21 protein-coding genes are annotated in these 20,446 nt (G+C 30.0%); 9 read left to right on the top strand and 12 right to left on the bottom strand.

The genetic code is table 11. The annotated features are described in order from the left end of the window. The first annotated feature begins 9 nt into the window (after positions 1–9). The 3 genes from LPB136_RS07255 to LPB136_RS07265 are packed head-to-tail and all read left to right on the top strand — an operon-like array spanning position 10 to position 2,213. Positions 10–1,053, top strand: coding sequence for an SMP-30/gluconolactonase/LRE family protein (locus LPB136_RS07255; RefSeq protein ID WP_072555500.1), 1,044 nt, complete (start codon positions 10–12; stop codon positions 1,051–1,053). Positions 1,054–1,062: 9 nt separating this feature from the next. Beyond that, positions 1,063–1,596 (top strand): DUF4252 domain-containing protein, encoded by a 534-nt coding sequence (locus tag LPB136_RS07260; protein ID WP_072555501.1) that lies wholly within the window; start codon positions 1,063–1,065, stop codon positions 1,594–1,596. Then, complete coding sequence (locus LPB136_RS07265; RefSeq protein ID WP_072555503.1) at positions 1,596–2,213, top strand: DUF1684 domain-containing protein; 618 nt, start codon at positions 1,596–1,598, stop codon at positions 2,211–2,213. The genes LPB136_RS07260 and LPB136_RS07265 overlap by 1 nt, the downstream gene beginning before the upstream one ends. 195 nt (positions 2,214–2,408) lie before the next feature. Here LPB136_RS07265 and LPB136_RS07270 read toward each other — a convergent pair whose 3' ends face one another. From LPB136_RS07270 to LPB136_RS07285, 4 genes are all read right to left on the bottom strand, one after another. After that, positions 2,409–3,110 carry a crotonase/enoyl-CoA hydratase family protein gene (locus tag LPB136_RS07270; RefSeq protein WP_072555505.1) on the bottom strand — a complete coding sequence of 234 codons (702 nt, stop codon included), beginning with the start codon at positions 3,108–3,110 and terminating at the stop codon, positions 2,409–2,411. Positions 3,111–3,156: 46 nt separating this feature from the next. Then, positions 3,157–3,528, bottom strand: a complete 372-nt coding sequence (crcB, locus tag LPB136_RS07275) for a fluoride efflux transporter CrcB (RefSeq protein ID WP_072555507.1) — start codon at positions 3,526–3,528, stop codon at positions 3,157–3,159. After that, on the bottom strand, positions 3,528–4,490 hold the full coding sequence (locus tag LPB136_RS07280) for a BT_3928 family protein (protein ID WP_072555509.1): 963 nt from the start codon (positions 4,488–4,490) through the stop codon (positions 3,528–3,530). Before LPB136_RS07280 ends, crcB begins: the two co-directional genes overlap by 1 nt. Before the next feature lie 187 nt (positions 4,491–4,677). Further along, positions 4,678–5,211, bottom strand: a complete 534-nt coding sequence (locus tag LPB136_RS07285) for a DUF1599 domain-containing protein (RefSeq protein WP_072555511.1) — start codon at positions 5,209–5,211, stop codon at positions 4,678–4,680. Between the two features lie 90 nt (positions 5,212–5,301). Between LPB136_RS07285 and LPB136_RS07290 the strand changes: the two genes are divergently transcribed. The 4 genes from LPB136_RS07290 to cdaA all read left to right on the top strand — a co-directional run bounded on the left by LPB136_RS07290 (position 5,302) and on the right by cdaA (position 8,420). Further along, complete coding sequence (locus LPB136_RS07290) at positions 5,302–5,883, top strand: LOG family protein (RefSeq protein ID WP_072556943.1); 582 nt, start codon at positions 5,302–5,304, stop codon at positions 5,881–5,883. Position 5,884: 1 nt separating this feature from the next. Next, positions 5,885–6,709, top strand: a complete 825-nt coding sequence (gene folP, locus LPB136_RS07295) for a dihydropteroate synthase (RefSeq protein ID WP_072555513.1) — start codon at positions 5,885–5,887, stop codon at positions 6,707–6,709. Positions 6,710–6,983: 274 nt separating this feature from the next. After that, positions 6,984–7,604 (top strand): ExbD/TolR family protein, encoded by a 621-nt coding sequence (locus LPB136_RS07300; RefSeq protein WP_072555515.1) that lies wholly within the window; start codon positions 6,984–6,986, stop codon positions 7,602–7,604. A gap of 36 nt (positions 7,605–7,640) precedes the next feature. Next, entirely contained in the window at positions 7,641–8,420 is a 780-nt protein-coding gene (gene cdaA / locus LPB136_RS07305) for a diadenylate cyclase CdaA (protein WP_072555517.1), read from the top strand. Positions 8,421–8,613: 193 nt separating this feature from the next. Here cdaA and LPB136_RS07310 read toward each other — a convergent pair whose 3' ends face one another. From LPB136_RS07310 to truA, 3 genes are all read right to left on the bottom strand, one after another. Next, a complete protein-coding gene (locus LPB136_RS07310; protein WP_072555519.1) occupies positions 8,614–9,090 on the bottom strand; it encodes a hypothetical protein in 477 nt (158 codons plus the stop codon). Between the two features lie 78 nt (positions 9,091–9,168). Next, positions 9,169–10,932 carry an ABC transporter ATP-binding protein gene (locus LPB136_RS07315; protein WP_072555521.1) on the bottom strand — a complete coding sequence of 588 codons (1,764 nt, stop codon included), beginning with the start codon at positions 10,930–10,932 and terminating at the stop codon, positions 9,169–9,171. Then, a complete protein-coding gene (gene truA, locus LPB136_RS07320) occupies positions 10,933–11,673 on the bottom strand; it encodes a tRNA pseudouridine(38-40) synthase TruA (RefSeq protein WP_072555523.1) in 741 nt (246 codons plus the stop codon). 60 nt (positions 11,674–11,733) lie between these two features. On the opposite strand from truA, the gene LPB136_RS07325 reads away from it, so the two are divergent. Then, positions 11,734–12,228: a metallophosphoesterase family protein gene (locus LPB136_RS07325; RefSeq protein ID WP_072555525.1), complete on the top strand. Its 495-nt coding sequence runs from the start codon at positions 11,734–11,736 to the stop codon at positions 12,226–12,228. Here the strand turns inward: LPB136_RS07325 and LPB136_RS07330 are convergent. The 4 genes from LPB136_RS07330 to LPB136_RS07345 form a co-directional block, all read right to left on the bottom strand. After that, on the bottom strand, positions 12,218–14,029 hold the full coding sequence (locus LPB136_RS07330; RefSeq protein WP_083426196.1) for a tetratricopeptide repeat-containing sensor histidine kinase: 1,812 nt from the start codon (positions 14,027–14,029) through the stop codon (positions 12,218–12,220). The two genes, LPB136_RS07325 and LPB136_RS07330, sit on opposite strands and share 11 nt — an antisense overlap. Positions 14,030–14,039: 10 nt before the next feature. Then, positions 14,040–14,714 (bottom strand): hypothetical protein, encoded by a 675-nt coding sequence (locus LPB136_RS07335; RefSeq protein WP_072555529.1) that lies wholly within the window; start codon positions 14,712–14,714, stop codon positions 14,040–14,042. Between the two features lie 164 nt (positions 14,715–14,878). Then, complete coding sequence (locus tag LPB136_RS07340) at positions 14,879–15,532, bottom strand: response regulator transcription factor (protein ID WP_072555530.1); 654 nt, start codon at positions 15,530–15,532, stop codon at positions 14,879–14,881. A gap of 244 nt (positions 15,533–15,776) precedes the next feature. Beyond that, complete coding sequence (locus LPB136_RS07345) at positions 15,777–16,208, bottom strand: DUF4293 domain-containing protein (protein WP_072556944.1); 432 nt, start codon at positions 16,206–16,208, stop codon at positions 15,777–15,779. A 208-nt stretch (positions 16,209–16,416) separates the two neighbouring features. On the opposite strand from LPB136_RS07345, the gene rho reads away from it, so the two are divergent. Then, the gene (rho, locus tag LPB136_RS07350) at positions 16,417–18,078 is read left to right on the top strand and encodes a transcription termination factor Rho (RefSeq protein WP_072555532.1); all 1,662 of its coding nucleotides are present in this window, start codon (positions 16,417–16,419) and stop codon (positions 18,076–18,078) included. A 184-nt stretch (positions 18,079–18,262) separates the two neighbouring features. Here the strand turns inward: rho and LPB136_RS07355 are convergent, their stop codons facing one another. Continuing rightward, positions 18,263–20,380, bottom strand: a complete 2,118-nt coding sequence (locus LPB136_RS07355; RefSeq protein WP_072555534.1) for a peptidylprolyl isomerase — start codon at positions 20,378–20,380, stop codon at positions 18,263–18,265. Positions 20,381–20,446: the final 66 nt, after the last annotated feature.

A 20,446-nucleotide genomic window follows, 5' to 3' on the forward strand; every position in this document is an offset into this window, starting at 1 on the left:
TTTTATAAAATGAAATTATTTAAAAGATTTTTTTTAATCCTGTTTTTAGGTACTCTAATTTTTGTTGCGTATGTTTTTATTTCAACCGGTTTTTTTAGAACTATTGAAAATAAGTTTGATGGAAAAATCATTAAAAAAATAAACCTTCCAGGAGCTGAAGACATTGTTATTAGTAGAATTGACAGCTTTGCTATTATTTCATCAACCAAAGGGAGAGCTTTACCAAAAGTGAATTATGAAACTGGCGGATTGTATTATCTAGATTTAAAAACCAACGATTTTGAACCTATAAATTTAACTTCAGAGTTTAAAACTCAATTTGCTCCGCATGGAATTTCAATGATTAAAGTGGATAGCACTTATAAAATTGCAGCGATAAATCATACTGAAAAAGGCCATACAATTGAAGTTTTCACACTCAATGGAAAAACATTAACACACCAAAAAACGTTTAAAGATGTATCAATGACAAGTCCAAATGATGTTGTTTGGTTAGATAAAAACAGTTTTTATTTTAGTAATGATCATAAATATGAAACCGGAATTGGTAGACTTGTAGAAGATTATGTTGGCGTAGAAATAGCAAACGTTGTGTTTTTTGATGGAGAAAACTACGCAGAAGTTGCAGACGGAATTGCATTTGCCAACGGAATAAATATCGACAAAAAAAGAGATTTAGTCTTTCTTGCTTCACCAAGAAAATTCATTGTAAAAGTGTATCAAAAAAACAAAGACAATACCTTAACTTTTATTGAAGATATAGAATGTGGTACAGGTGTTGATAATATTGAATTTGATGAAGAAGGAAATCTTTGGATTGGTTCTCATCCTAATTTATTACACTTTGCCGAATACGCAAAAGGAAACAAAGAAACATCACCATCAGAAATAATTAAAATCAATTACAAAGCAAAAGGAGATTATACAATTGAGCAAGTTTATATGGAAGACGGTACAGAAATGTCTGCTTCTACAGTAGCTGTAACGTTTGGAGATTTAATTTTTGTTGGTAATGTTATGGACGATAATTTTATAATTTTAAAAAGAAATTAATTTACCCTTATGAAAAGAGTTGCAATATTAACTTTAACCTTATTCTTATTTATTTCTTGCGGAAGCGGAAAATCTTTTCAAAGTTTTTTTAATGATCATAAAAATGACATTGGCGTAACTGCCTTTCAAGTTCCCAATTTTATGAGAACCTTGTTAGGTTCTATTTCTCCAGAAATGGGTGGCGTTTTTGATAACATTCAAGATTTTAAGTTTATCACTTTCAATGAAATTGACAACATAAAACAAAGCGAACTCATCAATCAAATGAGTTTGGTAACAGCAAATAAATACACCGATATTTTAAGAGAAAATAAGGTTGAAAAAACAAAAATTTTGTCTGTAGTAGAAGATGGAGACGTTGTTAAAGAAGCCATTATTTTCAATTCTACACTTGCAAAAACTTCAGTTTTTTATTTAAAAGGAAGTTTTGACCCAAATACATTAAAAGAAATTTCTGAAAAAGATCAGTTTGATCAATTGTCTACAAAACTATTAAACCAATACCAATCTCCATTAACACCTGGTTTTAATCCCAATAAATAATGAAAAAATTAGCACTAATAATTCTTGTCTCATTTTTTATAAACGGCTGTAACTCTCAAAAAAAGAGAGCTTTAATTGGCGAAACCAAGTATCAACAAGAATTAAATTCAAGTTATAAAGACGCCTCAGAATCTCCATTAACCAAACACGATTTAAAGAATTTTAAAGGTTTAGATTTTTTCCCTGTAGACAGTTCTTACATTGTAATAGCATCACTTACACCAACAATTGATGCGCCTGTTTTTGAAATGAAAACAACTACAGACAGAAGACCTTTATACAAAGAATATGGCGTACTAAACTTTACCGTTAACGGAAAAGAAGGAGAATTAACGGTTTATCAAGATCAAAGTTTAGACAGAGATAAAAAATATGACGATTATCTATTTTTACCTTTCACAGACCACACAAGTGGAAATGAATCTTACGGGGGCGGTCGTTATATGGATGTTTTTATTTCAGATATTTCATCAAATAACAAAGTGCTTTTAAACTTCAACAACACCTATAATCCTTATTGCGCTTATAATCCAAAATATTCTTGCCCAATTACACCACGCAAAAATCATTTAGATGTAGAAATTAACGCTGGCGTTAAAGCTTTTAACAAACATTAATTTTAGGAGCTACTTCCTGCTTTCGCTACTCGCTTTTTTTAGTGTTTCGACTACGCTCAACAACCAAAAAAGAGCTCAAACAAACCGCTCAATCAGGGCTAAACAAATCTACAAGCGTTGTTTCTTACAATAAAAAACAACGCTTATTAATATTCTAATTATGGATTCCTGCCTTCGCAGGAATGACAAAAATAATTAAGAATTTATAGAAATATCAGAAACCAAATCTAATTCAATAGCAGCTGCTAACTTATCTAAATAAGGTTTTCTCGATTTTAATTTAGTTCCAGCATGTGCTTTCATATTCAATTGTGAAAACATTTCAGCAATTTTAATAGCCGTTGGTAACAAATGAGTATCTGGAACAACTTTATCTAAAAATCCTGCCGTAATTGCATCTTTTGGATTGTACATTTCTGCATTACAAACACTTCTTTCAAAATATACTGAAGACAAACGCGCTTTGGCTATTTCAATTCCAGCTTGGTGCATTGTCATACCAATCATAACTTCATTTAAACCAATTTTAAACGATCCTTCTACACCTAATCTATAATCAGCAGAAAGTAATAAAAACGCACCTTTTGCAATTGCATGTCCTGTAGCAGCAACAATTATTGGCATTGGAAAAGACAACATTCTGTGCGATAATTTAGAACCTTTGGTTACTAATTCTTTTGCACTTTCTGGCGAAGCAGTCATTATTTTTAAATCAAATCCTGCTGAAAAAATTCCTGCTTGTCCAGTAAGAATTACTACTTTTTTATCAGCTTCTGCTTTATTTAAAGCTAAGTTTAAACCTTCAACAACTTCGTGTGAAATTGCGTTTGCTTTTCCGTTTTCAATTTTTATAATTGCGTACTTTTCTTCTGATTGATATTTTACTACTTCGTTCATTTAATTTTTATTAAATAGTTCTCGACTGCGCTCGAACTGACATTGTTTATATAAATTTAACTACATACATTCCTGCAAAAACTGCTAAAAACCCAACTATAAAACTTGCAATGGTATAAAAAGCAAAACTTGTAAAATCACCCGATTTTAAAAACACATGATTTTCATAAGCAAAGGTAGAAAAGGTTGTAAAACCTCCACAAAAACCAGTTGCTAAAAGCAATGTACTATTTTCTGTAAGTGTATTATTTTTTGCCGCTAAGCCTAAAATTATTCCGATTAACAAACTTCCTAAAATATTGGCCGCAAAAGTTCCGTAAGGAACCCCATTTTCAGAATTGTTCAGCCACTTCCCTATCATAAAACGAAGTACGCTACCAAATCCACCTCCAATAAAAACTAAGAACAGTTGTTTCATTATAATTCTATATCTGCAACATCCGTATAATTCCATTTTCCTGTAACAGTTCCTTTGTTTAAAATTACAACTCCTGGATTTCCTCTAATTATAGTTTTCAAGGTTGTTTCATCACAGAAAAGAAACTCAAAAGGTAAATCGTATTTATTTTGAGCAATTACTAAGTCGTCTTCAAAAGAAGCTGAAACTCCATAAACGGTATAACCTTTAACAATTGCTTCGTCAGTCATTTTTTTAATTGCAGGAAAACCGTTTTCATCAGCTTTATCAATATTATAAACAATAACAAGCATTACTTTTTCTTTGGATAAAAGCTCTTCGGTTAAATCTGCTTCTGCACTTTCTAAAGAAAAATCGTGTACTTTCGGGATTTCTCCATCGCCTTTGTATTCCATTCCTTCCGAAATATTTTCACCAATTGCATACGGTCTAAAATCGATTAACGGCAAATGCGTTAATACATGAAATGACAAATACATACATGCGAAAAATGATAAAATGGTAATACTTGCAACAATTTTCTGAGAAGAAATTGGCTTTATATGCTTCTGTTGAAACAATAAAAAGACAATCATAATGGTTAAAACAACATCTTTATAAAACGATTGCCAAGGCGTAAGTTTCATAAAATCTCCAAAGCAACCACAATCTGTAACCTTGTTATAATAAGCAGAATACCAAGTTAAAAACAAGAAAACTAATATTAATCCTAAAAGTTTCCATAAAGTTAATTTTGGCAGCCAACCTACTAAAAGCGCAACACCTAAAACTATTTCTCCAATAATTAAAAGGATTGCAAATGGCAATGCAAACGGAATTAAAAATTCTAAATTTAAAACGCCTTCTGAAAAATATTCTTGGAATTTATATTGCGAACCAATTGGATCTACCAATTTTACAAAGCCTGAAAAGATGAATAATCCTCCGACTATAAATCTAATTATGTGTGTTAGTGTTTTCATTTATATAATATTACTTTGACTACTCTACTTTATTTTTAAAACTTCTCGATACAATTCCGATAAAAAAATCGGAATCACTCGAAGTGACAGGTTGTGATTACTCTTCTCTCAATAACAAGAGATTACTTCCTTCCTCGCAATGATAATTACTTTGTTACTCTGTAACTTTGCTACTCTGCAACTACTTTTACCCCAAATGAATCATTGCAAAAACCGCATAATTAATCATGTCTTGATAATTTGCATCAATACCTTCAGAAACTATGGTTTTTCCTTTATTATCTTCAATCTGTTTAACGCGTAAAAGCTTCTGTAAAATTAAATCTGTTAAAGAAGAAACGCGCATATCTCGCCAAGCTTCTCCATAATCATGATTTTTATTCAGCATTAACTCTTTGGTTATTTTACTATGCTTATCATACAAAACAGTTGCTTCTTCAGTGTTTAAATCAGGATTTTCAACAACGCCTAATTCTAACTGAATTAACGCCATTATTGAGTAATTTATAATTCCAATAAATTCAGGTCTTTCTCCTTCATCAACTTTTCTAACCTCATTTTCTTGCAACTGACGAATTCTTTGTGCTTTTATAAAAATTTGATCTGTAAGTGATGGCAAACGTAAAATGCGCCAAGCACTACCGTAATCACTCATTTTTTTAATAAATAGACTTCTACATTCGTTAATAACTGAATCGTATTCTTTTGAGGTTTTCTGCATTTTCTCTTGTTAAAAAAGTATTTGTTCAAAAATACTAAATCCTATATGCTTTTCTTTTATTTTTACATAAGAATTTTAAAACTCATTAAATTGGAAAGAATTGTTGTTTTTTGTGGTGCAAGCACAGGTTTTAAACCTGTTTATAAAGAAGCTGCCATTTCATTAGGAAATTATTTTGCTGATAATAAAATCGGTTTAGTTTATGGTGGTGGAAAAATTGGAATGATGGGAGTTCTTGCTGACACTATTTTAGATAAAAACGGCGAAGTTATTGGCGTAATTCCTGAATTATTAGAGAAAGAAGAAGTTGTTCATACTGGGGTTGAAGAAATGATTGTTTGCAAAAAAATGAGCGAACGCAAAGTAATAATGAGCAAATTAATTGATGGTTATATTGCACTTCCTGGTGGTTTCGGAACCTTAGACGAACTTTTTGAAGCCTTAACTTTGGGTCAATTACACATTGAACAAAAGCCAATTGGTCTTTTAAATGTAAATGGTTTTTTTGATGCTGTTTTATTACAATTAGATAAAATGATTGAAGAAGGTTTTTTAAAACAAACCAATAGAGACATGTTATTAGTTGGAACTTCCGTTAACCAATTAATGCAAAAAATGAACAATTACAAAGCACCAAAAATTGGGCATGTTATTAACAAAGTAGTATCTTAATATGACTATAAATTGCAAGGAAAAACTAATTGATTTATCTTCTCCAAAAGTAATGGGGATTTTAAACATTACACCCGATTCTTTTTTTGATGGCGGTTCTTACAAAGACGAAAAGGATATTTTAGATAAAGTAACTAAAATGCTTTCTGATGGCGCAACTTTTATAGACGTTGGCGCGTATTCTTCTCGTCCTGGAGCTAAACATATTACTGAAGAAGAAGAATTGCAACGCATTATTCCTGTTATAGAATTATTGGTTAAAAATTTCCCTGAAATTATTATTTCCGTAGATACTTTTAGAAGTAAGGTTGCTCAAGAAACTATAAATGCTGGTGCAGCAATTATTAACGATATTTCTGGCGGAAAAATGGACGAAAACATGTTTACAACCGTTGCAAAATTGCAAGTTCCGTATATTTTAATGCACATGTTAGGCACGCCACAAACCATGCAACTAAATCCAGAATACAAAAATGTTACCAAAGAAATTATCTCATTTTTTGCTGAACAAATTAACATTTTACATCAACTAAAAGTAAACGATATTATACTCGATGTTGGTTTCGGATTCGGAAAAACCATTGAACATAATTTCGAGTTACTTAAAAACTTATCGCTTTTTAAAAGTTTAGATGCGCCAATACTAGCTGGAATTTCTCGTAAATCTATGTTGTATAAAACTTTAGACATTACAGCTCAAGAAGCATTAAACGCAACAACTTCGGCTAACACAATTGCACTTTTAAATGGCGCAAATATTTTACGTGTTCACGATGTAAAAGAAGCCGTTGAAGCTATAAAAATTGTGAATCAAATTTCTTTTTAGAAGCTATTTCCTGCTTTCACTACTCGCTTTTTTCGTTCCTCAAAAGAGCTCAGACAAACCGTTCAATCAGGGCTAAACTTGTTTGCTAACTTTTAGCATAATGTCATTTCGAAATGAGCTTTTTAGCGATTGAGAAATCTAAAAAAGATTCTTTGGCACTCTTTTTGTTAAAATTATGTTAACACCATAAGCGCAACCAACTTAAACTTTAATACTGCTTTTCAATAATTATTGAAAAGAAAATCAATTTATTAATTTTTAAAAACTACGTATTATGAGCAAAAAAGATTCGCCAGAAATTAACGCTGGCTCAATGGCAGACATCGCATTTTTATTATTAATTTTCTTTTTAGTTACCACAACTATGGATGTAGATTCTGGTATTTTAAAAAAAATACCACAGAAAGAAAAAAATCCTCCACCAATTGATATCAAACAGAAAAATCTTTTAGAAATTACAATCAACAAAAACAACCAGTTATTTATAAACGAGCAAACAGTTGCTATTTCTGAACTCAAAGAAATTGCTTTAAATTTTATAGATAATGGTGGCGGATTTAATAAAGACGGACAAAACTGTTCTTGGTGTAATGGTGATAAGAATCCAAAATCTTCAGATCATCCAACAAAAGCTGTTATAGCAATTGAAGCGGATAGAAATGCAGATTACGGAACATACATTACCGTTTTAGACAATTTAAATAGTGCTTATGCACAACTTAGAAACAAACTTTCGGTTAAACTTTATGGTAAAAACTACAATAGTTTAGAAGCAACTTATAAGAAATCAGACAAAAACAAAGCGCCAATTCTAGAAAAAATTAAAAACATACGAGAAAAATATCCTTTATTAATTTCTGATATTGATGTTAGTCCAGATATGGCAAAAAGGTAAATAATTAGTACATTTACCCAAAACACAAACTTTTTAATGTTAGATTTTATCGATTTTTCTTTTTTGGATGTTTTAGATATTTTGTTGGTTGCAACACTACTCTATTATATTTATAAGTTATTAAAAGGAACTGTTGCTATTAATATTTTTATAGGAATTGCGCTAATTTTTTTAATATGGAAAGTAACACAAGCTTTAAAAATGGAAATGTTAAGTGGTATTTTAGGCTACTTACTTTCTGGTGGAGTTATTGCACTTATTATTGTGTTTCAGCAAGAAATACGTAAGTTTTTATTAATGATTGGTACTACCAATTTTTCTACCAAAAAGAGTTTTTTAAAGCAATTAAAGTTTTTACAATCAGAAATTAGTTCCGAAACTGATAGTGATATTATTTTAGGCGCTTGTAAAAAAATGAGTACAACCAAAACAGGTGCGTTAATTGTTGTAGAACGCACTAACAGTTTAGATTTTCTTATAAACTCTGGTGATAAAATGAATGCGTTAATTAACGAAGCCATTTTAGAAAGTATTTTCTATAAAAATAGTCCGTTACACGATGGTGCAACTATAATAAGAGACAATTATGTGGTTGCAACGCGAGTAATTTTACCGGTTTCTAACAATACTAAAATTCCAGCACGTTTTGGTTTAAGACACAGAGCAGCAATTGGTGTTACTGAAAAAACAGATGCTGTTTGTATTTTAGTTTCTGAAGAAACAGGAGAAATTTCATATATTAAGGATGGTGAGTTTGTACTGTATAAAGATTTTGAAATACTTGCAGAAAAACTTCGTGGTGATTTAGTTGGTTAAAAAATCACTAATTAGTTAAATAATAAAGCTACCTTTATAAATTAGCTTAGCCCTGATTGAAGTGGCATCCTTTTTTCTTTTTCAGAAAAAAGATATAACGGAAAGCAGGAAATAGCTACAAATAAGAAAACTATAGCATAAAAAAAGGCTCTCAATAATTGAGAGCCTTTTTAATTATAATTTTCTAATCTAATTAGTTAGCTGGTGCCATTTTAGATTGGATAGCGTTCATTACTGATTTGAATTTCTTTGCAGAATCTTCATCTAAGTTAGCAACGATTTCTTTACCTTTTGCAAGTAAATCTTTACCTTTTTTCATTAACTCAGCATTTTTATAAGCATCTTTTCCAGCTGCCATATATTCTTTTGCGTAAGCAGTATAAGCCTGTAAGTGCTCACCAACTTTAGGGTCTTCAAATTTAGGAATAGTTACTCCTTCTACTGCAGAAGTTAAAGCATCTCCAGCTTTATCAGCTAAATCTTTTGCTCCGTCTACAACACTTTCTGCTCCGTCAACTACTTTGTTAGCTCCATCAGCTACAACATCTCCAGCTTTATCAGCTGCTTCTACTGTTGCATCTTTTAAATCTTTTCCTGCTTCTTGTGCTTTTTTACATCCAGTTGCTAATAATGCTCCAGCAACAAATACAGATAAAATTACTTTTTTCATTTTGTTTTGATTTTAATGTTTTGATTGAACAACAAAAATAGCAGATTCCTACAAGTAAACAAGCATTTTTTACGTTATTTATGCTACTTGTGTGCTAAATTGTTTGTCGAATAAATTTTTATAATATCCATTTGATTTAGCTAATAATTCTTGATGGGTTCCTTCTTCCACAATTTCTCCTTTATCCATCACAATAATCTTATCTGCTTTCTTAATTGTTGCTAACCTATGTGCAATTACAATTGAAGTTCTTCCTTTAGTAATTTCTTCGGTTGCATATTGTATCATTTGTTCTGCATTCGCATCAACTGAAGATGTTGCTTCGTCTAAAATTAACACACTTGGCTTGCTAACATAAGCTCTTAAAAAAGCTATTAATTGACGTTGACCTGATGACAACATTGCGCCACGTTCTTTAACGTTATAATTATAACCGCCAGGAAGTGTCATTATAAAATCGTGAATCCCAATTTGTTTTGCTGCTTTTTGAACCGTTTCTAATGAAATAGATTCGTTTTTTAGGGTTATATTATTGAAAATTGAATCTGAAAATAAAAATACATCTTGTAAAACTACCGCTATTTTATTTCTTAAGGATTCAATATCATATTCTTGAACAGGCGTTTTATCAACTGAAATTACACCATTATCTATTTCGTAAAACCTATTTATTAGATTTATAATTGTAGATTTTCCTGCTCCTGTAGAACCAACAATGGCTACAGTTTGTCCTTTTTTAACTGAAAATGAAATTCCTTTTAAGACTTCTTCTCCTTTTATATAACTGAAACGAACATCTTTAAAATCTATATTTCCTTGTAAGTTTTCTGCGGATGTTGTTCCTGAAACATCAATAGAACTTTCAGTATCAATTACTTTAAAAACACGTTCTCCCGCTACAATTCCCATTTGTAATTGGTTAAATTTATCTGCAATTTGCCTCAAAGGACGAAATAACATTTGAGACATTTTTATAAATCCAATAATTGCACCAACAGTTACAGCTTCGTCTCCAATAGCTTGGAAACCTCCATACCAAACTAATAAACCAATTGCTATTGATGAAAATATTTCTGCAATTGGAAAGAAAATTGAATAGTACCAAACTGTTTTTACATGTGCTTTTTTGTGCTTATCGTTTATTTTCATAAAGTTCTGATACTCGATCTTCTCTCTATTAAATAATTGCACAATTTTCATTCCTGTAACACGTTCTTGCACAAATCCGTTTAAATTAGAAACCTGATCTCTAACATCTTGAAACGTGGCTTTTATGGCTATTTGAAATAACTTTGTTGCATAAATTAAAATTGGTAAAACTGCTAATGCAATTAAAGCTAACTTCCAATTTATGTATAACATTACTCCTGTTATTACAATCATTTTTAGCAAATCACTCACAATCATAAACACTCCTTGTGTAAAAAAGTTTGCAATTGTTTCTATATCTGAAACGACTCTTGTTACTAATTTTCCAACGGAAGTATTATCAAAATAGGTCATTTTAAAGGCTAATATTTTACGAAAAACTTTAGCTCGCATATCTCTAATTACATGCTGACCAACCCAATTTGCATAATAAATAAATACAAATTGTAATAAAACTTCTACAATTAGAAGGCCAAACATTAGTAACACAAAGTTTACTAGATTATTTAAATCTTTGCTTTCTGTAAAGTCATCTACCGCTAAAACCAAAACATAAGGTCTTACAGCAGATACTATTGCTAGTAAAATTGTTGATAAGGCTGCAATAATAAATTGCATACGATAACGCTTTGCAAAACTCATTATTCTTGCAAAAATCTTTATATCGAATGCGTTTCCGGTTTTATTACTCATTTAATTTTTAATATAATTATATGCTACTTTTGTTAAAAATAATCCTTTTGCAGGAACTGATAAACCTGCATTACCTCTATTCTTACTTTCTATAATTTTTCTAAAATCTTCAATAGAAATTTTTCCTTGTCCTACTTCTAATAATGTACCAACAATGGCTCTAACCATATTTCTTAAAAATCTGTTTGCAGATATATAAAAGATAATTTCGTTTCCGTTTTGTTTAAATATTGCTTCAGTTATAGTACAGTTAAAAGTATATACTTCTGTTTTTACTTTTGAAAAGCTTTCAAAATCTTCATATTCAAAAAGAATTTTTGCGGCTTCATTCATCAAACTTACATTAAATTTTTGTGAATGAATTTGCCAAGAATTCTCTAACGTAAATGGGTTTCTACCTAACCAAATGTTGTATTGATAACTTCTACTTAGTGCATCAAAACGCGCATGAGCTTCATCTTCTACCAAAATCAGTTTATAAATTACTATATCTTTTGGTAAAATTGAATTAAACTTAAACACATAATTTTCTTCTATTTCTCTATCAATATCAAAATGTGCAAACATCTGAGAAGCATGAACACCAGTATCGGTTCTTCCTGCTCCTACAACGTTAACAGTAGTTTGCAAGACTGTGCTTAGTGCTTTATTAATTTCTTCTTGTACAGAAATTACGTCTGGTTGTACTTGCCAACCGTGATAATTTTTTCCGTTATATGCTAGTTCTAAAAAGTATCTCAAAGTTGTTTTTTGGAAACATCAAAATTACTGAATTTATTTTGTTCTTTGTACTTTCGCAGTGTGAAGAAAATCTTATTACTTTCAGATACTCATAGTTATATTGACGATCAAATATTAAAGTTTGTAAAACAAGCTGATGAAGTTTGGCATGCAGGCGATATTGGTGATTTAAAAGTTACCGATACTATAAAAAAAATAAAGCCATTACGTGCTGTTTTTGGGAATATTGACGATAAAGATGCTAGAGCTGAATTTCCTTTAGATAATAAGTTTACTTTAGAAGGTGTTTCTGTGTGGATTACACATATTGGTGGTTATCCTGGCAACTATTATCAACGTATTAGGAAAGAAATAAAAGAAAATTCTCCAAAAATATTTATTTCTGGTCATTCCCATATTTTAAAAATTCAGTTTGATCAAAAGCTAAACTTACTTCATTTAAATCCTGGAGCTTGTGGCAAACATGGTTTTCATAAGATACGTACAATGATTCGTTTTCAGATTAGTAAAGGAGATATAAAAGAAATGGAAGTAATAGAACTTGCTAAACGATAAATGTCTTCTTTCTTTCTTGAATTGGTAGGGTAATTTTAATTTTAGTGCCTTCATTTTCTGCAGAATCAATAACAAAAGTTCCATTTAACATTTTAACTCTTGCATTAATTTGATTTAAGCCAATTCCATCCTTATTAATTGGATCTTCTGAATTAAAGCCCTTTCCATTATCTTCAACTAGGATTTCTAACACTCCGTTTTCTTCTTTAGCACTTAAAAAAGCTTCATTAGCTTTACTATGCTTTAAAATATTATTAGCAAATTCTTGAACCATGTTATACACTTTAATTTCAAAACTTTGATCATAACGACGTACTCCTTCAATCTTTGTGAAAAAAGAGATTTCTGAATTCGAAAATTTATCAGCTGTATCTTTTATAGCGTATTCTAATCCAAATTTCAATAAAATAGAAGAGACTAAGTTATGCGATAAGTCTCTAATTTGTTGAGATGCTTGCTTTATTATTTCTTGAGTTTTATCTAACTCTACAGGAATATTTCCGTTAAATTGTTTTTGACTTGCTTGTAAATGAAGGTTTGCCGAAGATAGAAGAGCACTTACATTATCGTGTAAAGTTTCTGCAATTTGTTTTCGTTCTGTTTCTTTACCATCTAACGTAGCATTTAAAATTTTTATTTGAGACTCTAACTTAATTTTTTCTATATCCTTTTGCTGAATTAACTCATTTTCAGATAGTTGGGTTTTAAGTTTTTGCTGACGAAGCTTATAAACATTTACTAAATACAATAAAAGAGCAATAGTAGCAAAACCAGCTATACCTACTAACCAAGTAGTTTGATTTGCTTGTAATTCATTTTTTTCGGCTATAATTCTTTTAGATTCTGCATCTTTTGTAGCCAATTCCACATTATTTCTTGTTTCAATTTCTTTAATTGCTTTTCTTAATCCGATATCATTTATACTATCTCTTATTGCAACAGATTTATCTAGATATTCATAAGCACGATAGTTTTTCATGTTATAGAGAGTCCAACCAATATTATCATATAAAACTTCTTTATATTTTACTGCTTCTTCTCTATTGTCATTTTCCAGAAGTTTTATTGCTTTAAGATATAAAGATTTTGCTTTATTAAAATTTTCTTCCTCCATAAAGATATTAGCTAAATTTCCATAATTAGAAGCTAATACTAAGTTTTCTCCAAATACTTTGTTTATATCTAATGCTTTGTTAATAAAAAACTTTGCCTTTGTAAGATCCTTTAAACTACTATTATCCCTATAAATTGCAGAAAGATTATTATAAGCATTAGATTTTAACAAAGAGGCTTTTTTATTTATCAAATTTAACTCAAATAATTTATCGTAATAAAAGAGAGAGCTGTCAATATTTTTATTTAATTGATATTCAGTAGCAAGACGGTAATACAGATTACTTAATAAATCTTCATTTATTAAATTATTTTCCTGAATAATAGATGCATTATTTTTAAAGTATTCTAAAGTGTTTAAATAATACTTAATGGCTCTGTTATGATTATTCGTTTTTCTAAAAATATTTCCTATTAAATAATTTACATTAATAATTTCTTCTTGTGCATTTGATTTTTCAAGAGCTACAAAAGATAACTCTAGAGCTTCAGAAAACTCTTTTCTCTTAAATTTATCTATGGCTTTATAATATTCTTTAGATATCGAATCTTTTTGAATTACAAAGAAAGTGAAAGAAGCTGAGCGGGGGAACTCAACTTCTTCACTTTCATAATTAACTCTATTACTAAATAATGAAACAAGGGGGATTAACGTTATTATTATTGTACTAATAATCTTATTTTTCAATATGATCTTTTTATAATATAATTATACTTCTTGGTCTTCTAACTAATGATGCTGAAACTGACTCTGAACGAGAAAATTCATTTAAATGATTTACGAAATCAATTTTAATAGGATTTCCATCATTTGAAAATATTTTAGAAAATGTAGTCCCTTTACTTTCTCCTTCTTTTAAGTGAATCTCATAAATCTCTTCTGCTTCATTATAAGCGAAAGAAACGTTTACTCCTTTTCTTACTTTAAAATCTAATTCAACTGTTTGCTCCTCTTTATTTACAAAGAAACTATGCTGCTGTAAAAATTTAATATTACTTTCTCCTTTTGCTAAAACAATGTCTTCATCTTCAATAACAAAAGATGTTTTTGATTGAGAATCTTCAACAAAATCTACACTTAATTGATTATTGTCTAAAGATAACTCCTCACTATTTTTCTTCGTTCCTGTTAATTCTCCAGCATATAAATAAATCTCTTTAGCACCATTACTTTTTACAACTTCTGCTGTTGTATTATCATTTAAGGTATAATCCATAGAGTAACGTCCGTTAACATCTTTTTGTAACTTATAGGACTTTAATAGTTTTCCTTGAGTACCTAGCTCAACATTGTCAAGAGATTCATTGTTTGAACAAGATGTTAATCCTAAAAAAAGAACTGAAGCACAAGCACTTAATACTAAATTTTTCATAAGAGGTAGTTTTACTATTTTAAAGACTTATTTAAGTCTTTAACTTGGTTATATTTGGTTTATTTAATTTAAAATGAGTGGTTTTAGCAATATACAATAACAATAATTAGGGGGAATCAAGTTTTCTTTAGGGGGATAGAAAAGCTGAAGGGTAATTAGGGGGCTTAAAGTATATTGTTTTTAACTGCGTACATTGCTAAACCTACTGCATTTTTTACATTTATTTTTTTAATTAATCGACTTCTGTAATGTTCTATTGTTCGTATACTAACATTCATAGCTTCTGCTATTTGGATAGTATCTTTTTCTTGTGCTACTAACTTTAAAAGTTCTATTTCTTTATCTGTTAATTCTTCTTCTAACTCTTCTTTTTCACTTGCTTTTTGAGTGTTAGAGAAATACATTTCGAACAAATTTTCTTTTACATTATCGCTTATGTATTGCTGATTATTATGTACTGTTTTTATTCCTTTTATTAGATGTTCGCTTGCTGCGCTTTTTTCAATAAAGCCATTTGCTCCCAACTTAATCATTTCATCTACAAGCTTAGGGTCTTGCAAACTTGATAGGATAATTGTCTTTTGATCAACGTTCCTGGCTTTAAATGTTTTTAAAACATCTATTCCATCCATTTCCGGCATATTAATATCTAAAATAAGCACATCTGCACTATTATTTTTAGACCATTCTATAATTTGCCTTCCTGTTAAAGAATATCCTTCAACATTAATCTCATCATCAGTATTTAATAATGCTACGATTCCTTCAATTAAAATTTTGTGATCGTCAGCAATGTGAACTTGTATCTGTTGTTTCATTATTACGTTACAAATCTATGGGGTTATTTTATATCTTACAATGGTAAAAATACGAAACGTTTCTGCGGTTTTACCGCAAATAGCCTTCGGTTTTACCGCAAATTTGGTTACTTATTTTTTAAAAAATTGTAAATCAACTACACTAAACACAATTAACAAGCTGTTTTATAGCTAATTACAAAAATACAAAAACCGAAGCTTTCACTTCGGTTTTCTCGCACAAAATATTACTAAGATGTTAGGTTTATCGTAATCTATCTACAGATTTCACAAGATCTTCGTCCTTTTTAATGGCTTTATTTGCAAACACAGTAAGCAAAATAACAATAATAGGTAAGAACATCCCAATACCTTTCTCAGAAACCGAAGCTTCTCCAGATAATGTTAGCATTAGATATATCAACAGTCCTAATAAAAGAAGGTTAATCAAAATTACTACTCTTCCTAAAACAAACTGTAGCTTTCTTTTTTTAAATTGAAATACAGTTATTAAGGATATTAAAGATGATAAAATAAATAATACTGGTATTGCTTTTTGCTTTACATCAACTACTTGCATAAAATCTTGAGCAAAAAGTGTATTATTAGAAACAGTCCAAATATTAAAAACAAAAATTAATCCTCCAGCTACTATTGCTGCAAGTATTAAGTATATAGTTTGTATTCTCTGAATCATCTTTAAAAATTGAGATAGCAAAAGTAGCATTTTCTTTTTTAATAAGAAACTTTGCATATTAAAATAATATACTATATTTGCTATATATTCAACTACACAACAGTTGATGCTGAATTCCATCTATTTAGCATTCTATTCAAAAAAAACATCACCTCTCAATCTTAATTATCATTAAGAAATTATAAAAAATAATTAATTCATATACAGAATGTTCGAAATTGAAGAACTAAAAGCAAAAACACTTCCCGAATTACAAGGAGTTGCTAAAACAATTGGTTTAAAAAAAACTAGTCAACTTAAAAAATTAGATTTAGTTTATAAAATACTAGATGCTCAAGCAGAATCTAATGCTGCGAAAAAAGAAAATACTACTTCAGAAAAACCAAAGAGAAAACGCGTAGTAAGAAATACGGCTACAAATAAAGCGGAAACTAAAATTACTCCTGTAACTATAGAAAAAAAGGAACCAGAAGTTAAAAAACAAGTAGTCCCTAATAAGACTAGAGAAGTTAAGAAGGCTACAAAAGTTGGAAAAGAATATACAAAAGAAAAATCCGCAACAAATGACAGGGTTGTAAAGGAAGACAAGAAACCTGAGAACAAGCAACAGAAAGTACAAAAACCTCAGCAACCTAAGTCTCAACATCCAAAACAAGCACAAAATAACAACGCAAATAAAAACCGAAATAACAATAAGAAAAATCAAAATTTAAGTCATAAAAGCGGAAATAAATATCGCGACCCTGATTTTGAATTTGATGGTATTATTGAAAGTGAGGGTGTGTTAGAAATGATGCAAGATGGCTACGGCTTCTTACGTTCTTCTGATTATAATTACTTATCGTCTCCAGATGATATTTATGTATCTCAATCTCAAATTAAATTATTTGGTCTTAAAACTGGAGATACAGTTTTAGGTATTGTTAGACCTCCAAAAGAAGGTGAAAAGTATTTTCCCCTTATTAGAGTATCAAAAATTAATGGATTAAATCCAAATATTGTAAGAGATAGAGTTTCATTTGAACACTTAACACCTCTTTTTCCTCAAGAAAAATTCAATTTAGCTGAAAAAGGAAGTTCGCTTTCTACTAGAATTATTGATTTATTTTCTCCAATTGGTAAAGGACAACGTGGTATGATTGTAGCACAACCTAAAACTGGTAAAACCATGTTATTAAAGGATGTTGCCAATGCAATTGCTGCAAATCATCCAGAAGTATATCAAATAGTTTTACTTATTGATGAACGACCTGAAGAAGTTACAGATATGAAACGTAATGTACGTGGAGAAGTTGTTGCTTCTACTTTTGATGAGCCAGCAGACAAGCATGTTAAAGTTGCTAATATTGTTTTAGAAAAAGCAAAGCGTTTGGTAGAATGTGGCCATGATGTTGTTATTCTTTTAGATTCTATTACTCGATTAGCAAGAGCTTATAATACTGTAGCGCCAGCTTCTGGTAAAATTTTATCTGGTGGTATTGATGCTAATGCTTTACACAAACCAAAACGTTTCTTTGGAGCGGCGAGAAAAATTGAAAATGGAGGTTCATTAACAATAATTGCAACTGCATTAACTGACACTGGTTCTAAAATGGACGAAGTTATATTTGAGGAATTTAAAGGAACCGGTAATATGGAGCTTCAATTAGATAGAAATATTTCTAACAGAAGAATTTATCCTGCTATCGACTTAATTAAATCATCTACAAGGAGAGATGATTTACTTTTAGATCCTAAAAACGTACAACGCATGTGGGTTTTACGAAAATATTTAGCAGATATGAACCCTATTGAAGCAATGGAGTTTATTAATGACAAGGTTAAGTATTCTAAAAACAACGATGAGTTCTTAATTTCTATGAATGGTTAATTAACTCGTTATTATTATTAAATAAAAAACACCTTTTTGATAAATCAAAAAGGTGTTTTTTATTTGTGTTAATTCCTACACATACTAATTACAAGTAATAAAGAATTGAACATTAAAAGCATTAACATTAAGCAAAAAAAAACCGAAGCAAATGCTTCGGTTTTTCTATATATGATGTTTTGTTTTACTGAATTCCGTAAAAAGAAGCACGATTATCTTCAACATTAGAAGCTTTTTTAATTGCTTCATACATTTTAAAAGATTGATTTTTTCTCTGATCTGCAATACGTTTTCTGTAAGTATCGTAATTTGGTAAAGCAGTTGGCAACTCTTTTCTAGAAACACTAAAAGCAAATACACCTTTTTCTCCTTCTACCTTATTGTATAATTCATTTTCTTTAGCATTTATCATTGCTCCAACTACACTTGGTTCATTACCTACACCTGAAATTGTTGGAGAATTTAATGTTACTGAAGAAATATTTTTTACAGATTGACCACTAGCACTTGCTATATCTGCTAAAGTAGCTCCGTTCATTTTATCTTTAATTAATTCAGCTTTCTTTTCTTTTAAAACTAACGGACGAACTCTTGCTGTTGCTTTTTCTACAGATAATAAACCCTTTTTAGTTTTCCCCGTAACTGTAGCAACTACATAACCATTGTCAATATCAAATCTTTTAAAATCTCCAGGTTCAACATCATTTCCAAAAGCCCAAGAAACTATTTGTCTTTGGTTACCTATACCTGCAACATTTTCATCTAAAACTTTTAAACCAACTGATGCCCTTGCTTGCAATTCTTTACTTTTAGCTGCATCATCAATTGAACTACCATTTGACAACTCTAAAGCAAATATTTCTGCATTTTGAAATATAGTATTCTCTGTTGCCTCTGAAGCCACAATTCTACGTGATAATGTTGCTAATTTTACAACTTTTTGCTTTTTAGTCTGATCATCAATTTTAATAATGTGAAAACCAAACTGTGATTTTACAACACCAATGTCCCCTTTTTTATTATTAAAAGAATAATCTCTAAACTCAGGAACCATTCTATTGTAAGCAAACCAGTCTAACTCACCACCTTTATCTGCGTTTGTTTGGTCTGCAGAAAATTGTTTAGCTAAAGCTGTAAATTTACTTCTATTACGTTTTAATACAGATAAAATACTGTCTGCTTGTATTCTTGCATCATCTTCTACTAAAGTAGTCTCTGCTGTAGCTGATCTAGACCCTAAAAAAGGAATTAATATATGACTCGCTTTTACAGAGTCTGGCATTTGAGCAACTTCTCTTACTTTAGATATCTTATAAAAACCTCTATCCTTATAAGGACCAAAAACTTCACCTTCATTTTTAGAAATAATACCTTCTGCTACTTCTGCAAAAAGATCATTCTTAAACATATAATTGTTATTTAAAGGCTCGTCTGATTTATTTTCATCTAAAAAAGCTACATAATCTGTTGTATTTTTTAATCCTTTAGATGCAAATTGCTCATTATCTTCTAATAAAGCACCAACTTCATTTTTTATAGCTAATTCATCTTCCGCCGTAGGCAAGATATCAAACTTTACATATTTAAGATCTCTTAAAGCTTCAGTTTTAAAATCTGCTGGGTTTTTATCTATATAGTTTTGAATATCACTCTTTTTCAAAACAATTAAACTATCTACTATTGTAGCGTAAGGTACATATACAAAACTACCCGAGATTTTAGTATTTTCATTAAAGTATTGAGCTTCTCCTTCTTTTAATGAAGCTCCTAATCCAGCTCCTATTAGATCGTCATAAGTAGTTCTTTTTAAATTATCACCAATAGAACTCATATAATTTTGCCAAGAATTCCAAGTTTCTTTTTGACTTGAATCTTCTTTAATGGTAGCTAAATATTCTAAAAACTTGCTTTTATCAAACATACCAGCAGTTTGAAACCTTGGATCATTTTGTACAGAAGGTGTTTGATACAAAATATTCATAATATCTTGTTCTCCTAATGTTATACCTGCTTCTTCTAATTGAGTTGTGTATAATTTTTGTCTTACTAAATTATCCCAAACAGTTTTAGAAGCTTGCATTTCTGAAACTCTATTACCATTTTGTGTTTGATATAACTCTAAAGCTTCTGCAAACTCTTGTCTAGAAATAGTTTCTCCATTGATGTCTCCTACTTCATTTATTTTAGAAGAATTAAAAAAATCTCCTAAAGTTGATGGATCTAACACAAATGCAAAAAGTGCTAAACCTATTACAAGAATTAAGAACATTGAACGTTCTCTAATTTTCGATAAAATTGCCATACGTAATTTAATTTATTTTCAGTGGGCGAAGATACAATTTGGGTTTGTAAAATGCAATGATTTACA

Source organism: Tenacibaculum todarodis, assembly GCF_001889045.1.
GTDB lineage: Bacteria > Bacteroidota > Bacteroidia > Flavobacteriales > Flavobacteriaceae > Polaribacter > Polaribacter todarodis.